The organism is Achromobacter sp. 01N37 (genome assembly GCF_056399725.1).
Map to the genome: position 1 here is coordinate 79,570 of NZ_JBFTRX010000005.1, position 16,759 is coordinate 96,328.

Sequence of the window (16,759 nt, forward strand, 5' to 3'; positions counted from 1 at the left end):
GCGCTATAGCTCCAGGACCAGGCGGCCGGGGTTGAACAAACTGGAGGGATCGAGTTCCTGCTTGAGCCGCCGCGTGATCAATGCAACGCCCGGCGCCAGCGGATGAAACACGCCATCGGCTGGCGGTTTGAGAGCGCCCGCCCGAAACAGCGTGGCATGGCCGCCCAAGCGCGCGGCGATCTCCCGCAGTTCCGTGGCGTCACGAGGACCGGTCAGCCAGCGCTGTCCACCGCCCCATTCGATAAGCGTGGGGCCCAACCCCAACGAGGCGGCCGTCGGCGGCAATGCCAGGCGCCACAAGGGCCGGTCTGGCGCAAAGAATTCGTGGGTCTGTTCACGCAGGCCACGCCACCAGGCTTGCGCGGCATCCGGGTCCATCGGGTCGCCGCCTACCACTTGCCGCGCGCTGGCGATGGCGGGCGGCGCGCCGGACAGGCGCACATGCATCGCGCCCTGGCCGTCGCCATCGTCGCCCGTCCAACTGGTGGCGGAAATGGGCAGCGGCTTGCCGCGCCACAAGGCAAAACTGGCCAGCGCTTGCGCCTGCGTGGCGGGCAGCACCAGCGTCAGTTCTTCCATCGGCCGCGGCACGACCTTCATCGACACATCAAGGATGGCGCCGAAGATGCCGTGCGATCCGGCCAGCAGCCGCGACACGTCATACCCCGCCACGTTCTTCATGACCTCGCCGCCAAACGACAGGATGCGCCCTTCCGAATCCAGCAAGCGCGTTCCTAAGACGAAGTCGCGCAAGGCACCGGCGCTCATGCGGCGCGGGCCGGACAGCCCTGCCGCCACACAACCGCCCACGGTCGCGGACTCGCCAAAATGCGGCGGTTCGAAAGCCAGCATCTGACCGTTCTCGGCCAAGGCCGCTTCCAGCTCGGCCAGCGGCGTGCCCGCGCGCACCGTCACCACCAGTTCAGAAGGGTGATAACTGACGATGCCGCGATACGGCGTCATGTCCAGCAGGCAGTGGCCATCTTGCGGCGTTACCGGGCGGTAATTGCCATAAAACGCCTTGCTGCCGCCACCCATCACAAACAACGGTTTGTGGCCGGCACGGGCTGTCATGACCTGGTCGCACAATTCCGACAGGACAAAATCCATAGGGGATACGTCCTAGAAACGGGCGAGATCGGGGAAGCGCATCTCACCCGCATGGACGTGCATCTTGCCGTATTCGGCGCAGCGGGCCAGCGTGGGAATGACTTTTTCAGGATTCAGCAGGCACGGCGGATCAAACGCCCGCTTGACCGCCAGGAACGCGTCGAGTTCTTCGCGAGAGAATTGCACGCACATTTGATTTATCTTCTCCATACCCACACCGTGCTCTCCGGTCACGGTTCCTCCTACCTGCACGCACAGCTCAAGAATGGCCGCACCGAATTTCTCGGCGCGCTCCACCTCGTCCGGCTTATTCGAATCGAACAGAATCAGCGGATGCAGATTGCCGTCGCCCGCATGGAACACGTTGGCGCAGCGCAATCCGAACTCGTCTTCCATCTGTTCAATGGCGCCCAGCACGCGCGCCAGATGGCGGCGCGGAATGGTGCCGTCCATGCAGTAATAATCGGGTGACACGCGCCCCGCAGCCGGAAACGCGTTCTTGCGGCCGGCCCAGAATTTCAGGCGCTCGGCCTCGGACGTGGACACCTGGCAGCGCGTGGCGCCGGCATCGCGAAACACCGCTTCCATGCGCGCGATTTCGTGCGCGACTTCTTCGGGCGTGCCATCGGACTCGCAAAGCAAAATGGCTTGCGCGTCCATGTCGTAGCCGGCGCACACAAACGGTTCGACCATGTGGGTCGCCCGGCGGTCCATCATTTCAAGGCCAGCTGGAATCATGCCCGCCGCAATCACTTGCGTGACCGCATTACCGGCCGCTTCCACGCTGGAAAAACTGGCCATGACGACCTGCGCACAGGCCGGCTTCGGAATCAGTTTGACGGTCACTTCAGTGACCACGCCCAGCATGCCTTCTGAGCCGATAAAGACAGACAGCAGATCCAGGCCCGGCGCATCCGGCGCTTCGGAACCCAGTTCAACGATGTCGCCATCGATCGTGACGACGCGCACGCGCAGCACGTTGTGTACGGTGAGCCCGTACTTCAGGCAATGCACGCCGCCGGAATTCTCGGCCACGTTGCCGCCGATGGAGCAGGCAATCTGGCTGGACGGGTCAGGTGCGTAGTACAGGCCATAAGGCGATGCGGCTTCGGAAATGGCCAGGTTTCGCACGCCCGGCTGCACAACCGCCGTGGCGCTGGCCAGATCGATATGTTTGATGCGGTTGAATTTGGACAGGCCCAACAGCACGCCTTGGCTGTGCGGCATGGCGCCGCCAGAAAGGCCGGTGCCTGCGCCGCGTGCGACGATAGGCGCGTTCAGCCGCTTGCAGATCCGCATGACGGCCTGCACCTGCTCTTCGGTTTCGGGTAATGCCACAACAGCCGGCAGCGCGCGATATAACGACAGCCCGTCGCACTCGTAGGGACGGGTATCTTCTTCGCGAAACAACACGCAGTGCGCGGGCAACGCGGCCGACAACGCCTCGATGAGCTGCTGCAACGAATAAGGCGCCTGCACTTGTGCCAGGCCGGTTTCGACCAGTGAATTCATGAGCGCAACAATAGCGCGAGCGCACTGTTAAAACAGGCCGGGATTTACCCGCATCCATGCAACGACCGGGGCGCAGCGACACGTAACCAGCCGTAATAGGTGCGATTTTTGTCGCTGAAAAGCCGCACGCAATCAGGCGGAATAATCCAGCAGCGCCAGTTTCCGGGAGATGGCCGCGCAGGTGTCGACCAGCGGCTGGATATAACTGTCCACGCGGTTTTCGCTCATGCGAAATGCCGGAATGCTCAAACTGACGCACGCCACCGGCTGACCCTGCTTGTCGGTAATGGCGCAACCGAAGCAGAAGATGTCCTTCTCGTTTTCTTCGCGGTCTTCCGCAAAGCCCTGGCGGCGGATCTGCTCAAGCTCTTGGCGCAACGCGTCCGGCGTGCGCAGCGTGGCCGCGGTGAACACCTTGAAATCCAGGGTTTGAATGATGGCGTCACGCGCATCCGGTTCCAACTGCGCCAGATACGCTTTGCCGACCGAACTGGAATACATCGTGACGCGGCTGCCCAGGCGCGAATTCATGCGCACCGCCTTCGGGCTTTCCAGCTTGTCGATGTAGGTCATTTCCGACCGGTCCGGCACCGCCAGATGCACGGTCTCTTGTGTGTGCTCTTTGAGATCGAACAGATGGTCTTTGCACAGTTGCCGGATGTCGGAACTTTCCAGCGCACGGCTCGCCAAGCTGACCAGCCGCGGCCCCAAACCAAAGGTCTGGCCGTTGCGCTGCTGCACGATCAACTGCTCGGCCAGCAGCGCATCGACAATGCGGTAAATGGTGGGCCGCGGGTAGCCCAGCCTGGCGCTCAGTTCGTTCACCGTCCATGCCGTTTCGCCGCTGGATGCAATCACATCCAGCACGCGCATGAACTTGGAAAACGAGGCCGTGCCGGCGACCGGTTTGGCGCCGGAGGCTGGGCTTGACGAAGGCTTGTCGCGAGCGATTTTCACGCGGGTCAGGTTACCATGTAGCCCCCGTCCACCGGCATCACCACCCCCGTCATGAACGCGGCCGCAGGCGAACACAAAAACACGACGGCTTGCGCCACATCCGCTGGCGTTCCCCACCGTTTCAGCGGCGTGCGTTCCAGAATGCGCGAGGCGCGTACGGGATCTCTTTGCAGCGCCTCGGTCAGCGGCGTGGCGATCCAGCCCGGTGCCACCGCATTCACGCGGATGCCCGCATCAGCATAAGCAATGGCCAGGGACTTGGTCAGTTGCGCCACCCCGCCCTTGCTGGCGCTATAGGCAGGCACCAGCCCACCCCCGAAGAAGCTCAGCATCGACGCCGTATTGACGATGCACCCTGCTGCGCGCGCCAGTTGCGGCTGCAAGGCTTCGCACATGCGCATGGTGCCCGTCAGGTTGATGTCCAGCACCCGCTCGAATACCGGCAGCTTGAACTCTTCTTGCCGGAAGATCACACCCGCGCAGTTGATGAGCATGTCCACGCGATCAAGCGTGGCGGCAAACGCCGCTACGTTTTCTGCGTGCGTGACGTCCACCGTCACCACCTCGACGCCAGCCGGCGGGGCTTCGGAAGAAGGCAAGCCCACCGCAATCACCCGCGCACCCAATCGCGCCAGCGCGTCGGCCACGCCATGCCCCAAGCCTTGCGTGCCGCCTGTCACCACGGCGGTCTTGCCCTTGAACAAGCCTGTCTGAAAACTCATGGCAATGCCCTCAGCGCACGAATTGATCGACGTAGTCCGCGCCCAGCCCCACGCTTTCGTAGTGCTTGCGGCACATGTCCAGCTTGGTGAACACGTCTTCGTATCCGGTATGGCGGCCTTCGCTGTCGCAGTAGTACATGACGCCGTTGACCTGGAACATGGTGATCATTTCTTCCACGTCGTCAGGCACATACAAGGTATGTGTTTCGCCGGGCGGCTCGAAGACATAACTGCCTTCGCGCGCAATCCAGTCATGTTCCAGATACCGCCACGATCCCTTGATGACGTAGCCGTGCACGGCTTGCGGATGGCGGTGGCAGCTCAGCACGCCCGACTTGCGCACGCGCAGCAGGTTCATCCAATAGCCCTGCGACACGTTCAGACAGAGCGGCCGGAACCAGACGTTGTCGGCTTGCGGCACCCAGACGCGCTCGTCATCCGGAATCACGCTTGGCACGACGATGTCGGGCAGCGCTTCCTTGGGATTGGGGTAACGGTATGGGGTGGGTACGGCGGATGTCGTCGTCATCGCGGCTCACTTGATGCTTAAGGTCTTCAGGACTTGGGCGTAATCAGCGGTCTCGGCCGCCATCTTCTTTTCGAAGGTGTCGCCATCGGCGTACACATAGCCCAGGTTCTGCGCCTTGATCGCCGAGATCAGTTGCGGGTCCTGCGCCACTTTTTCAAAGACTTCCTTCAGCTTGGCCACCGTGGCGGGCGGCATGCCTTTGGGGCCGGCGATGCCGCGCCAGGTGCCATAGGCCACATCCAGGCCCTTCTCTTTGGCGGTGGGCACGTCGGGGAATTCCGGCACGCGCTTGTCGCTCATCAAGACCAGCAGCCGCAGCTTGCCAGACCGCACGTATTCAGAGGCTTCGGCGGGGCTGGTCGCTACCGCATCCAGCTGGCCACCCAACAAGTTCAGCAACGCAGGCCCCGAACCGGGAAACGGAATATGCGTGAAGCGCGTGTCCGACTTCACTTCGAACGCGCTCAGCGCCACGTCGTAGATGGAGCCGGTGCCAGACGTACCCACATTCAAGGTGGCGGGCGCTTTCTTCGCGGCCGCCATGAATTCTTCGAGCGTCTTGTAGGGCGAATTGGCCGGCACCACGATGGCCGCCGGGTCGGCGTTCAACTGCACCAGCGGCGTGTAGTCCTTGTACGTGTGGTCGAACAGGCCAAGCAGCGGCAGGATCACGAATTCCGCGGTCACGACCGTCAGCGTGTGGCCGTCGTTCTTGCTGTTCAGCACATATTTCCAGCCCACCGCGCCGCCCGCGCCGGACTTGTTCAGCACCACCATGCCCTTCGGGAAATACTGCGCCGACACTTTGGCGAAGGTACGGGCCACGGCATCAGTGCCACCGCCCGGCTGAAACGGCACCACCAGCGTGACGGGCTGGTTCGGATAGGAATCCGCCGCCTGCGCATGCGCCGGCAACGATGCCGTCAAGCCCGCCGCAATCAGGCTGGCCACCATCAAGCCTTGTCTCATCAACATCCTTGTCTCCTTTGTCATGGCCGGGTTTTCTGTTGAAACCCGATCCGCTTTATGGAAGTCGCAGACGGTATTTTTATTTGTCCATATTATGGACAATTGTCTACGAAAATTCAGAATAAAGGATTTGGCTTGCCGTGTCACTGGAAAATTCGCGGTATCCGTTGCGATGCTCCGAGGGCAATCAGGCAAAAAAAAACCGACGGGCGATGCCGTCGGCTTTTCGGAAAAGCGTTGTAAGGCGCGCAGCATCATCCGCCACGCCCCTTGCCCTGGATGTTTACCAGGACACGATCTTGCCCGGGTTCAGGATGTTGTTCGGATCAAACGCGTGCTTCAGGCTGCGCATCAAATCCAACGCGTCTTCGCCGTGCTCTTCCGCCATGAATTGCATCTTGTGCAAGCCCACGCCGTGTTCGCCCGTGCAGGTGCCGTCGGCGGCAATCGCGCGACGCACCAGATTGTGGTTGATGGTTTCCGACTCTTCCCATTCCTGGGGATTGTCGGCGTCCAGCAGCATCAGCACGTGGAAGTTGCCGTCGCCCACGTGGCCAACGATGGTGTACGGGAAGCTGGCGCGGTCCAGTTCTTCGACCGTGTCGCGCACGCAATCCGCCAGGCGCGAGATCGGCACGCAGACGTCGGTGGTGCTGGCGCGGCAGCCGGGGCGCAGTTGCAGGCCGGCAAAGTAGGCGTTGTGACGCGCGGTCCACAGGCGGCTGCGGTCTTCGGGGCGTTCGGCCCATTCGAAGTCCATGCCGCCGTGTTCGGCGGTAATGGCTTGCACGGTTTCGGCCTGCTCTTGCACGCCGGCCGGGCTGCCGTGAAATTCGAACACCAGCAGCGGCGTCTCGCGCAGGGTCAGCTTGCTGTACTGGTTCACCGAACGCACGCTGGCCGCGTCCATGAACTCGACGCGCGCAATCGGCACGCCCATCTGGATGATTTCGATAACGCTTTGCACGGCGTCGTCCAGCGTGGGGAAGTTGCAGACGGCGGCCGACACGGCTTCGGGCTGCGGGTACAGGCGCACCGTCACTTCGGTGATGATGCCCAGCGTGCCTTCGCTGCCGATGAAGACGCGCGTCAGGTCGTAGCCCGCCGACGATTTACGCGCGCGCCCGGCGGTACGGACGATGCGGCCATCGGCGGTCACCACCGTCAGCGACATCACGTTTTCGCGCATGGTGCCGTAGCGCACGGCGTTCGTGCCCGATGCGCGCGTGGCGGCCATGCCGCCCAGGCTGGCGTCGGCGCCCGGATCAATCGGGAAGAACAAGCCGGTGCTGCGAATTTCTTCATTGAGCTGCTTGCGCAACACGCCTGCCTGCACGGTGGCGGTCAGGTCTTCGGCGTTGATCGCCAAGACCTTGTTCATCTGCGACAAGTCCAGGCTGATGCCCCCCTGGATCGCCAGGATGTGGCCTTCCAGCGACGAGCCCGCGCCGTACGGAATCAACGGAACGCGATGCTCATTGCACAGCTTGGCGACCTCGGCGACTTCTTCGGTGGTGTGCGCGAAGACAACGGCGTCCGGCAGCATGGGCGGATACGGCGACTCGTCGCGGCCGTGGTGTTCACGCACGGCGGAGGACTCGGACAGGCGGTCGCCAAAGCGCGCGCGCAGGGCATCCAGACAGGCGGCCGGCACCGCGCGGCGCAACGTTTCAGCGTGCAAGGGAGCGTTCATGATCAGCGTGTTCTCGGGTTCGTTAACCGGAATATTCTACGCCGCAACGCATGCTGCACCGCAAACCGCCCCAGGCAGGCGGCTTGCGGTGTGTCTTGCCTTACTTGCCAGAGGTCAGCGCGACCCGGCGGCGTTCACGCACCGCATGCGCCAGACGTTCCAGCACCGCCACCGACGCATCCCAATCGATGCAGCCATCGGTGATGCTTTGGCCGTATACCAACGGCTTGCCGGGCACCATGTCCTGGCGGCCGCCCAGCAGATGGCTTTCCACCATGACGCCCACCAGGCGCGCGTCGCCCGCTTCCATCTGGCGCGCCACGTCGTCGATCACGCGCGGCTGGTTTTCGGGGTCTTTGCTGCTGTTGGCGTGGCTGGCGTCAACCATGATGCGTTGCGCCAGACCGGCCTTGGACACGTCCTGGCAGGCCGCGTCGACACTGGCTGCGTCGTAGTTCGGCGTTTTGCCGCCGCGCAGGATGACGTGACAGTCTTCGTTGCCGGCCGTCGACACAATCGCCGAATGCCCGCCCTTGGTCACCGACAGGAAATGGTGCGGCTGCGACGCCGCCTTGATCGCGTCGACCGCGATCTTCACATTGCCATCCGTACCGTTCTTGAACCCCACCGGACACGACAGGCCGGAGGCCAGCTCGCGATGCACCTGGCTTTCCGTCGTCCGAGCCCCGATCGCCCCCCAGGAGACCAGATCCGCGATGTATTGCGGCGTAATCATGTCCAAGAACTCGCAACCCGCCGGCAGCCCCAGGCTGTTGATATCCAGCAGCAGTTCACGGGCCACGCGCACGCCCTTATTGATGTCGAAGCTGCCGTCCAGGTCGGGATCGTTGATCAGCCCCTTCCAACCGACGGTGGTGCGCGGCTTCTCGAAATACACGCGCATCACGATTTCCAGGTCAGCGCTCAGGCGGTCACGCACCGGCTTCAGACGCTTCGCATATTCGATGGCAGCCCGCGTGTCGTGGATCGAGCACGGCCCGATCACGACGATCATGCGGTCGTCCATGCCGTGCAGGATGCGGTGCATGCCTTGGCGGGCGGCGAAAACGGTATCGGACGCCTCTTTCGTGCACGCGAACTCGCGCATCACGTGCGCGGGCGGATTCAGTTCCTTGATTTCTCGAATACGAAGGTCGTCGGTATTGTGTGACACGGTACTGCTCCTGGGTTGCCCGCCAACGGGGTCCATCCCGATCGGTCTATTCCGATCCCGGCGGCACAAAAAAAGCCGCCAGTTCGCTGGCGGCTTTTTTGGGGGGGATTCTTTCCAAACTTCAGATTGAGCGCGTCCCTTCCTCCGCCAGCGGCTTCAGAAACTTATAAAAATAAAAGTAAAAGGCGGGGGACGCGAATTTCATGGGGATTGACTCTAGCACAAAACTTTTTGGCCGTCACATCGTTTTTTAAGGATGCGACGGCCTGAATTCACGCTCAGGCGGTGCCGCCCACGGTCAGGCCTTCCATGCGCACGGTCGGCATACCCACGCCCACCGGCACGCTCTGGCCGTCCTTGCCGCAAGTGCCCACACCCGAATCCAGCTGCAAGTCATTGCCGATCATGGTGACGCGGGTCATGGCGTCAGGGCCGTTGCCGATCAGGGTGGCGCCCTTGACGGGATAGGTCACCTTGCCGTCTTCGATCATGTAGGCCTCGGAGGCCGAGAACACGAACTTGCCGCTGGTGATGTCGACCTGGCCGCCGCCGAAATTCACCGCGTACAGGCCGCGCTTGACGGACGACACGATTTCTTCGGCAGGCTTGTCGCCGGCCAGCATGTAGGTGTTGGTCATGCGCGGCATCGGCAGATGCGCGAACGATTCGCGGCGGCCGTTGCCGGTGGCGGCGGTTTTCATCAGGCGCGCGTTCAACGTGTCTTGCATGTAGCCGCGCAGGATGCCGTCTTCGATCAGCACATTGCGTTGCGTGGCGTTGCCTTCGTCGTCAATGTTCAGCGAGCCGCGGCGGTCAGGCAGCGTGCCGTCATCCACCACCGTCACGCCCTTGGACGCCACACGCTCACCGATACGGCCCGAGAACACGCTGGAGCCCTTGCGGTTGAAGTCGCCTTCCAGCCCGTGGCCCACGGCCTCGTGCAGCAGGATGCCGGGCCAGCCCGAACCCAGCACCACCGTCATTTCACCGGCGGGTGCGGGGCGCGCTTCCAGGTTCACCATGGCTTCGTGCACGGCGCGTTCCACATAACCTTGCAGCATCTCGTCGGTGAAGTAGGCCAGACCCAGGCGGCCACCACCGCCGGCGTGACCCATTTCGCGGCGGCCGTTGCGCTCGGCGATCACGGTCAGCGACAGGCGCACCAGCGGGCGCACGTCGGCGGCCAGACGGCCATCGCTGCCGGCCACCAGCACCACATCGTATTCAGCGCCCAGGCCCGCCATGACTTGAATGATGTGCGGATCGCGGGCGCGCGCCATGCGTTCAATGCGTTCCAGCAGCGCAACCTTTTCAGGGGCGCTCAACGTGGCGACGGGATCAATGTCGGCATACAGGCTACGGCCCATTTCGGCTTCGACCTGCGCCGCCACCTTGACCTTGCCGGCGCCACGGCGCGCAATCCCGCGCACGGCATGCGCGGATGACAGCAACGCGTCTGCTGACAGCGAATCGGAATAGGCGAAGGCGGTTTTCTCGCCGCTCACCGCGCGCACGCCCACACCCTGGCTGATGGAAAAGCTGCCGGTTTTGACGATGCCCTCTTCCAGGCTCCACCCTTCGCTGCGCGTGTACTGGAAGTACAGGTCCGCGTAGTCGACCTTGTGGGTGAAGATTTCACCCAGTGCGCGCGCCATGTCGGCTTCGGTCAGACCCCAGGGGTCGAGCAGCAGCGATTTAGCGGTGGCAAGGGATGCAATGGCGGGATCAATGATTTTCATAGGCTCTATTCAGGGGGCATCGGCGCGGCACGGGTGCGCACATGCGTGGACGCTCAAGACCGTATCGTACCGCCGACCGGGGTCCGGCGTCCCGCTCAAGCGTCAAAAGAGACACACCTCGGTGGCAGAGGCCAGCGGCATCCTCAAGGCACGCGCTGGACGGCGATTGGCGGCAGCGGAAAATGCCGTCGATTATTCACAGGTGAATCAGATGGGGACGCAATACTGAGTATCAAGTTAAGCAATTACGACCAAAGATTGTTCGATCACATAACAGTTTTTTGCACGTGATTTGCTTACACATCGCTTACAAAGCCGCTTCCGCAATCTTGGCAGACAAGGGGCACCGCGTCCTGCCAGGTCGTCATACAAGTGGTAAGAAAATGCAGCCCCAATTTCCTGAGCACCACTTTTCCCTCCATATCATTCTCATAAACCAAGAATGCCAAAATGCATGACGGCGGCGCCCATCAGTACAAGTAGGGGCAGTTAGGTCGTCTGACCTCGCTTCTGAAAACGCGTTCTCCTCGTAGACTTTAAATCAGAGCAGCTTGCCCCCAAATCCGGTTCACGGCGCCTGCCCTCCTTCGATTCGCCCGCCGTATGAAACAAATATGCTCCGAAATGGGGCCTATGCACCGTCTTCGTCCGCCTTGTGAGCCGACGGCTGATTTGTTTCAATCCGTCCCAAATTTGGGAATATCCTTCCCAATACTTGTTCCAGAGGCATATCCGCGCGGCTAAAGGCTCTGCGTCTCTTTTGATACAAAGTAATTAGTCCGAAAATAGAGAAGTCAAGGCGTAACTTCTGTATTATGCGAAGCACAACAAATAAACATAACTTCGCCGGCGATTAAAGCAGTTCCATAATCAGGAATAAACCATGGCCCGAGAAACATACGCAGCACTGCAAGCAAAGATCGAGAAAGAAATCAACAAGCTTCAAAAGAAGGCAGAAGTCCTTCAAACGAAGCGCCGCAAGCCCGTGATCTCTTCCATCATTACCTCGATGCGTGAGTACGACATCACGCCCGAAGAAATCATCGCTGCCTATGGCGCCGGCAAGCCGGCTCGCGCGGCCACTGGCGGCCGACGCAAGGCTGGCGCGGCTGCCCGCCCCGCCACCGCCAAGCGCGCCGTAGCGCCGAAGTATCGCCACCCGCAAACTGGCGAAACCTGGAGCGGCCGCGGTAAAGCACCGCGCTGGCTCGCTGCTGAAGAAGCAACTGGCGCTACACGCGACAGTTTTCTCATCAAAGAATAAAAGCTATTCTGCAGTAAGAAATAAATCGGCGCACCAATTTGGTGCGCCGATTTTATTTATGAAACGTAGTCAGAAGGCAGTCAGACTTAGCGAAGCGGAAATTCAATCTCGCGTTCCGCTCCGTTATTTCCGGGAAAATTGTCAAATATTGCGCGCACCAGATAGGGCATTGTGCGCATGAAATCATCACCCTGGCTGAGTATGAAGGCCGTGGAACGATAAACCTCAGCCCCGCCCCGCTGGGTATCGCGGATCTTCAAGTTCAGCGTATTGCGCTGGACCGCCATGGGGACATCGACCCAATCCGGGCCCCAATAGCCGTAGCCCGGGCCCCAAGGCCGCCCACCGTAGTAGCCGCCATAGCCATAACCGCCATAGAAGTACGGGTCATAAGGGCGGCGCACCATGATCTGGGTTTGGCTGGTGCCGTACGTGAACGACACATCAAAGCGGCCCTTGGCCCCGGGTTGGGCTTCGATCAGCCCGGTTGCGCCGATGCCGGCGCGGACCATATCCTGATAAGACTGGTATTCCAGATTATTGACCTGGTTAGGGTCGGACGCGACGAATTGATAGGTCTGACCTTCAACGCCGGTTGGCCATTGCTGGAAAGAAGTGACCCGAGCCGACACCGTAGGGGCTGCGCAGCCCGTCAATGTCAGCGCCCCCGCCACGGCCAATAATCCGGCCCAACGGCCAACTTTGAACATGGACATTCTGGACATATTGCGACTCCTGTAGCGCGCGACGGCGCCATCATACTGAGCTTTGACTGGGGCCACGGCAAAAAGTTTGCCGTAGTCCGCACGCCCCAGCCTAGCGCTCGCGACCACCTACTACAATAGACTCCTCGTTCAACCAGGACTGCAACTCCATGCGCACCGACACGCCCATTACCGTTTATCGCAAGGACTACCAGCCCTACCCCTACGACATTCCCGAAGTCGCTCTGGCCTTCGATCTGGCGCCCGACGCCACCGAAGTGCGCTGCACGATGCACGTGCAGCGCAAGTCCGGCGCCAGCGCCGACGCCGCTCTGATCCTGGATGGAGAAGACCTGGAACTCGTCTCGGTAGGCGTCAACGGCAAGGCGCTGGCCGCCGACGGCTATCACCTGTCGGATCACAGCCTGGCCATTTACGGCCTGCCCCAAGACGCCACCGTGGAAATCGTCAGCCGCTGCAAGCCCTCGGCCAACTCCACGTTGATGGGTTTGTACGTATCGGGTGGCAATTTCTTCACGCAATGCGAAGCCGAAGGCTTTCGCCGCATCACCTGGTTTGCCGACCGCCCCGACGTGATGTCGCGCTACCGCGTGACGCTGCGGGCTCAGCCGCAATACCCGGTGCTGCTGAGTAACGGCAACCTGATGGCGTCGCGCCAGTTACCCGACGGCCGCAACGAGGTCGAATGGGAAGACCCGTTCCCCAAGCCCTGCTATCTGTTTGCGCTGGTTGCCGGCAACCTCACGCACCGCGAAACCACAGTCAAGACGGCCAGCGGCCGCGACGTGCTGCTGCAGGTATATAGCGACCCGGGCTCCGAAACCAAAACCGAATGGGCCTTGGATTCGCTGGTGCGCGCGCTGCGCTGGGACGAAACCCGCTTCGGCCTGGAGCTGGATCTGGACCGCTTCATGATCGTCGCCGTGCACGACTTCAATATGGGCGCGATGGAGAACAAGGGCCTGAACATCTTCAACGCCGCCTACGTGCTGGCGGACGCCGACAGCGCCACCGACGCCAACTACGAAGGCATCGAATCCGTTATCGGGCACGAATACTTCCACAACTGGACGGGCAACCGCGTCACCTGCCGCGACTGGTTCCAGCTGAGCCTGAAAGAAGGCCTGACCGTTTTCCGCGACCAGGAATTCAGCGCTGACATGATGGCGCACGGCATGGACGAGGCGGCAGCAGCCAGCGCTCGCGCCGTCAAGCGCATTGACGACGTGGTCGCCCTGCGCGCCGCTCAGTTCCCCGAAGACGCCGGCCCCATGGCTCACCCCATCCGGCCAGAGAGCTACCAGGAAATCGGCAACTTCTACACCGCTACCGTGTACGAGAAAGGCGCCGAAGTCATCCGCATGCAGCACACGCTGCTGGGCGAAGCCGGGTTCCGCGCCGGCATGGACGAGTATTTCCGCCGCCACGACGGCCAGGCTGTCACCTGCGACGACTTCGTTGCCGCCATGGAATCGGTCTACGTGCGCCAACACCCCGGCCGCGATTTGTCGGTGTTTCGCCGCTGGTATCGCCAGGCCGGCACGCCGCGCGTCACCGTCCGCCTGGACCATGACGCTGCCGCCCGCCGCTGCACCGTCACGCTGACGCAGGACTGCCAGCCAGTAGGCGTCGAAAGAAAAGCCGGCGCCGACTACGTCAAGGCGCCGTACCACATCCCGTTTGCCATTGGCCTGCTGGACAAAGACGGCCGAGCCCTGCCGCTGCGCCATGACGGCGCGGCCAAGGAAACCGCGCTGCTCGAGCTCACCACGCAAAGCCAGCAATGGGTGTTCGAAGACATCGCCGACCGCCCCGTGCCATCGCTGCTGCGCGACTTCTCGGCCCCGGTCATCGTCGACTACGACTGGACCGACGAAGAGCTTGCGCTGTTGTCCGCCCATGACACGAACCCGTTCGCCCGCTGGGAAGCCGGGCAGGAATTGGCCACGCGCCAGATCCTGGCGCTGGCCGAAGCCCGCCAAGCCGGCCGCACGCTGCACGCCGACGCCGCCTTCATCGAGGCCTGGCGCGCCCTGCTGACCGACCCGGTGATTGACGCCGCCTACCGCGCCCGCGCGCTGGCGCTGCCGTCCGAGAAGACGCTGGCCGAGCGCATGCAAGCGGTGGACCCGCCTGCGCTGGCCGTTGCCCGCGACTTCCTGCGCGCCGAACTCGGACGCCAACTGGCCGCCGAATTCCGTCAGGCATTCGAGCAGAACCAGACGCCGGGTGAATACAGCCCCGCCCCCGTGCCGGCCGGCATGCGTGCGCTGAAGAACCTGGCGCTCGGCCACCTGATGGCCGCTGGCGAGCATGATGCCCAGCGCCTGGCTGAACAGCAGTACGACCGCGCGGGCAACATGACGGACAGCATGGCAGCGCTGTCGGCCCTGATCAATTACGGCCAGGGCGACTTTCCGCAGGAAGCGCTGGCCGCGTTCTATGACAAGTGGCGCGACAATCCGCTGGTGGTCGACAAGTGGTTCGCCCTGCAGGCCGCCGCCCGTTCAACCACCGTGCAAACGGCGCGCGAGCTGATGACGCACCCCGCGTTCACGTTGCGCAACCCGAACCGCGCCCGCGCGCTGATTTTCCAGTTCTGCCTGAACAATGCGCGCGGCATGCATCACCCGGACGGCTCCGGCTACACGTTCTGGGCCGAGCAGGTGCTGGCGCTGGACGCACTGAATCCGGAAATCGCAGCGCGCCTTGCCCGCGCGCTGGACAACTGGTCGCGTTTTGTGCCGGCGCTGCGCACGCCCATGCAGGCCGCCCTGCAACAGGTGCGCGCGCATGAAGGCCTGTCGCGCAACGTGCAGGAAATCGTATCCAAGGCATTAGAATTCGCAGCATAGGGAGACCTTTTTGAAACGTAAAACTCTGACTCAATACCTGGTGGAGCAACAACGCTCCGCCCAAGCCCTTGCACCGGAAGTGCGTCTGCTCATCGAAGTGGTCGCGCGCGCCTGCAAGGCCATCAGTCACGCTGTCAGCAAGGGCGCCTTGGGCGGCGTCCTGGGCAGCCTGGAAAGCGAAAACGTCCAGGGCGAAGTGCAGAAGAAGCTGGACGTGCTGTCCAACGAAATCCTGCTCGAAGCCAACGAATGGGGCGGCCACCTGGCGGCCATGGCGTCGGAAGAAATGGAAACCATCCATCTCATCCCGAACCGCTACCCCAAGGGCGAATACCTGCTGCTGTTTGATCCCCTGGACGGCTCGTCGAACATCGACGTGAACGTGTCCATTGGCACCATTTTCTCGGTGCTGCACGCCCCCCATAACGTGTCGGGCGCCCCCGTCTGCGAGCAGGACTTCCTGCAACCGGGCGACAAGCAGGTGGTGGCCGGCTATGCCGTCTACGGCCCGCAGACCATGCTGGTGCTGACCATCGGCAACGGCGTGGTGGGCTTCACGCTGGATCGCGAAATGGGTTCGTGGGTGTTGACGCACGAGAACATCCAGGTGCCGCAAGATACCAAGGAATTCGCCATCAACATGTCGAACATGCGCCACTGGGCCCCGCCTGTGAAGCGCTACATCGACGATTGCCTGGCTGGGTCGACCGGCCCCTTGGGCAAGGATTTCAACATGCGCTGGATCGCCTCGATGGTGGCGGACGTGCATCGCATCCTGACCCGCGGCGGCATCTTCATGTACCCCTGGGACGCCCGCGAACCCGGCAAGGCCGGCAAGCTGCGCCTGATGTACGAAGCGAACCCCATGAGCTTCCTGATCGAACAGGCAGGCGGCGCGTCGATCACCGGCACGCAGCGCATCATGGAAATCCAGCCCGACACGCTGCACCAGCGCGTGAGCGTGATCCTGGGTTCGAAGAACGAAGTCGAGCGCGTCGGCCGCTACCACGCGGAAGAAGCGGCGAAGTAATCGTCGCCCCATTGAAAAGCCCCTTGATTTCTCAAGGGGCTTTTTTTATTGCGCGGGTTGCGCAGCAGGGGTTACTTGACCTCTTCAATGGACTTTACGTCGTCCTTGTTGACTTGGACTTTCTTGCCGTCCTTGTCGTATTCATACATGCCGGACTTTTTATCGTACGACGGCGTGTCGGGCGTTACGGTCGAGCTTCCGTCCCGATTCTGAATGACCGAGGGCGACGAGCATCCGGCCAGCACCCCAACTCCGGTCACCACCAGGGCCAACGTCATGGTCTTCAGGTTCATGGGCGTGTTCTCCAAGTGATTAGGTGGATTCACTGTATCGGTAATCCGGCCCCTAATCCGTGTCGGGTTGTGGTCAAAATGCATGAGAACGTAATCACGATGTCCCACATCGTAAAAAAACCCCACGCAGGACGGGCCTGGGGGGGGTTTTGCGCTTACAGAAACCGCAAGCGGTTACACGTTTTCG

The 16,759-nt window shown here is 62.1% G+C and carries 14 protein-coding genes; 3 read left to right on the forward strand and 11 right to left on the reverse strand.

The features are described 5' to 3' along the window. Positions 1-3 precede the first annotated feature (3 nt). From glcE to tldD, 9 genes are all read right to left on the reverse strand, one after another. The gene (gene glcE / locus AC1DSJ_RS11890; protein ID WP_427948383.1) at positions 4-1,110 is read right to left on the reverse strand and encodes a glycolate oxidase subunit GlcE; all 1,107 of its coding nucleotides are present in this window, start codon (positions 1,108-1,110) and stop codon (positions 4-6) included. Positions 1,111-1,122: 12 nt separating this feature from the next. Further along, a complete protein-coding gene (locus AC1DSJ_RS11895; RefSeq protein WP_054423441.1) occupies positions 1,123-2,622 on the reverse strand; it encodes an FAD-linked oxidase C-terminal domain-containing protein in 1,500 nt (499 codons plus the stop codon). A 132-nt stretch (positions 2,623-2,754) separates the two neighbouring features. Beyond that, entirely contained in the window at positions 2,755-3,495 is a 741-nt protein-coding gene (locus AC1DSJ_RS11900) for an IclR family transcriptional regulator (RefSeq protein ID WP_175169767.1), read from the reverse strand. A gap of 89 nt (positions 3,496-3,584) precedes the next feature. Continuing rightward, positions 3,585-4,301: an SDR family NAD(P)-dependent oxidoreductase gene (locus tag AC1DSJ_RS11905; protein WP_441370710.1), complete on the reverse strand. Its 717-nt coding sequence runs from the start codon at positions 4,299-4,301 to the stop codon at positions 3,585-3,587. Positions 4,302-4,311: 10 nt separating this feature from the next. Continuing rightward, on the reverse strand, positions 4,312-4,830 hold the full coding sequence (locus tag AC1DSJ_RS11910) for a 2,4'-dihydroxyacetophenone dioxygenase family protein (protein ID WP_427948377.1): 519 nt from the start codon (positions 4,828-4,830) through the stop codon (positions 4,312-4,314). 6 nt (positions 4,831-4,836) lie between these two features. After that, positions 4,837-5,805 carry a Bug family tripartite tricarboxylate transporter substrate binding protein gene (locus AC1DSJ_RS11915; RefSeq protein WP_054423448.1) on the reverse strand — a complete coding sequence of 323 codons (969 nt, stop codon included), beginning with the start codon at positions 5,803-5,805 and terminating at the stop codon, positions 4,837-4,839. Positions 5,806-6,082: 277 nt separating this feature from the next. Further along, entirely contained in the window at positions 6,083-7,492 is a 1,410-nt protein-coding gene (locus tag AC1DSJ_RS11920; protein WP_342067558.1) for an FAD-binding oxidoreductase, read from the reverse strand. Positions 7,493-7,592: 100 nt separating this feature from the next. Further along, positions 7,593-8,666 carry a 3-deoxy-7-phosphoheptulonate synthase AroG gene (gene aroG / locus AC1DSJ_RS11925; protein ID WP_006224982.1) on the reverse strand — a complete coding sequence of 358 codons (1,074 nt, stop codon included), beginning with the start codon at positions 8,664-8,666 and terminating at the stop codon, positions 7,593-7,595. Positions 8,667-8,944: 278 nt separating this feature from the next. Next, positions 8,945-10,405, reverse strand: a complete 1,461-nt coding sequence (tldD, locus tag AC1DSJ_RS11930) for a metalloprotease TldD (RefSeq protein WP_175169731.1) — start codon at positions 10,403-10,405, stop codon at positions 8,945-8,947. 883 nt (positions 10,406-11,288) lie between these two features. On the opposite strand from tldD, the gene AC1DSJ_RS11935 reads away from it, so the two are divergent. Then, positions 11,289-11,669 carry an H-NS histone family protein gene (locus tag AC1DSJ_RS11935; RefSeq protein WP_054423454.1) on the forward strand — a complete coding sequence of 127 codons (381 nt, stop codon included), beginning with the start codon at positions 11,289-11,291 and terminating at the stop codon, positions 11,667-11,669. Between the two features lie 86 nt (positions 11,670-11,755). Here AC1DSJ_RS11935 and AC1DSJ_RS11940 read toward each other — a convergent pair whose 3' ends face one another. Beyond that, complete coding sequence (locus tag AC1DSJ_RS11940; protein ID WP_342067557.1) at positions 11,756-12,394, reverse strand: DUF4136 domain-containing protein; 639 nt, start codon at positions 12,392-12,394, stop codon at positions 11,756-11,758. A gap of 149 nt (positions 12,395-12,543) precedes the next feature. Here AC1DSJ_RS11940 and pepN point away from each other — a divergent pair, with 149 nt between their 5' ends. Further along, entirely contained in the window at positions 12,544-15,249 is a 2,706-nt protein-coding gene (gene pepN / locus AC1DSJ_RS11945) for an aminopeptidase N (protein WP_441370709.1), read from the forward strand. A 10-nt stretch (positions 15,250-15,259) separates the two neighbouring features. Then, entirely contained in the window at positions 15,260-16,279 is a 1,020-nt protein-coding gene (locus tag AC1DSJ_RS11950) for a class 1 fructose-bisphosphatase (RefSeq protein ID WP_054423457.1), read from the forward strand. Between the two features lie 71 nt (positions 16,280-16,350). Here AC1DSJ_RS11950 and AC1DSJ_RS11955 read toward each other — a convergent pair whose 3' ends face one another. Next, a complete protein-coding gene (locus tag AC1DSJ_RS11955; RefSeq protein ID WP_054423458.1) occupies positions 16,351-16,572 on the reverse strand; it encodes a YgdI/YgdR family lipoprotein in 222 nt (73 codons plus the stop codon). Positions 16,573-16,759: the final 187 nt, after the last annotated feature.

What these genes read in the sequence shown, in the direction of transcription:
- AC1DSJ_RS11955 (WP_054423458.1), bottom strand. Translation starts at nt 16,572, where the DNA reads ATGAACCTGAAGACCATGACGTTGGCCCTGGTGGTGACCGGAGTTGGG.
- tldD (WP_175169731.1), bottom strand. Translation starts at nt 10,405, where the DNA reads ATGAAAATCATTGATCCCGCCATTGCATCCCTTGCCACCGCTAAATCG.
- AC1DSJ_RS11910 (WP_427948377.1), bottom strand. Translation starts at nt 4,830, where the DNA reads ATGACGACGACATCCGCCGTACCCACCCCATACCGTTACCCCAATCCC.
- pepN (WP_441370709.1), top strand. Translation starts at nt 12,544, where the DNA reads ATGCGCACCGACACGCCCATTACCGTTTATCGCAAGGACTACCAGCCC.
- glcE (WP_427948383.1), bottom strand. Translation starts at nt 1,110, where the DNA reads ATGGATTTTGTCCTGTCGGAATTGTGCGACCAGGTCATGACAGCCCGT.
- AC1DSJ_RS11900 (WP_175169767.1), bottom strand. Translation starts at nt 3,495, where the DNA reads ATGCGCGTGCTGGATGTGATTGCATCCAGCGGCGAAACGGCATGGACG.
- AC1DSJ_RS11920 (WP_342067558.1), bottom strand. Translation starts at nt 7,492, where the DNA reads ATGAACGCTCCCTTGCACGCTGAAACGTTGCGCCGCGCGGTGCCGGCC.
- AC1DSJ_RS11935 (WP_054423454.1), top strand. Translation starts at nt 11,289, where the DNA reads ATGGCCCGAGAAACATACGCAGCACTGCAAGCAAAGATCGAGAAAGAA.
- AC1DSJ_RS11940 (WP_342067557.1), bottom strand. Translation starts at nt 12,394, where the DNA reads ATGTCCAGAATGTCCATGTTCAAAGTTGGCCGTTGGGCCGGATTATTG.
- AC1DSJ_RS11905 (WP_441370710.1), bottom strand. Translation starts at nt 4,301, where the DNA reads ATGAGTTTTCAGACAGGCTTGTTCAAGGGCAAGACCGCCGTGGTGACA.
- AC1DSJ_RS11915 (WP_054423448.1), bottom strand. Translation starts at nt 5,805, where the DNA reads ATGTTGATGAGACAAGGCTTGATGGTGGCCAGCCTGATTGCGGCGGGC.
- AC1DSJ_RS11895 (WP_054423441.1), bottom strand. Translation starts at nt 2,622, where the DNA reads ATGAATTCACTGGTCGAAACCGGCCTGGCACAAGTGCAGGCGCCTTAT.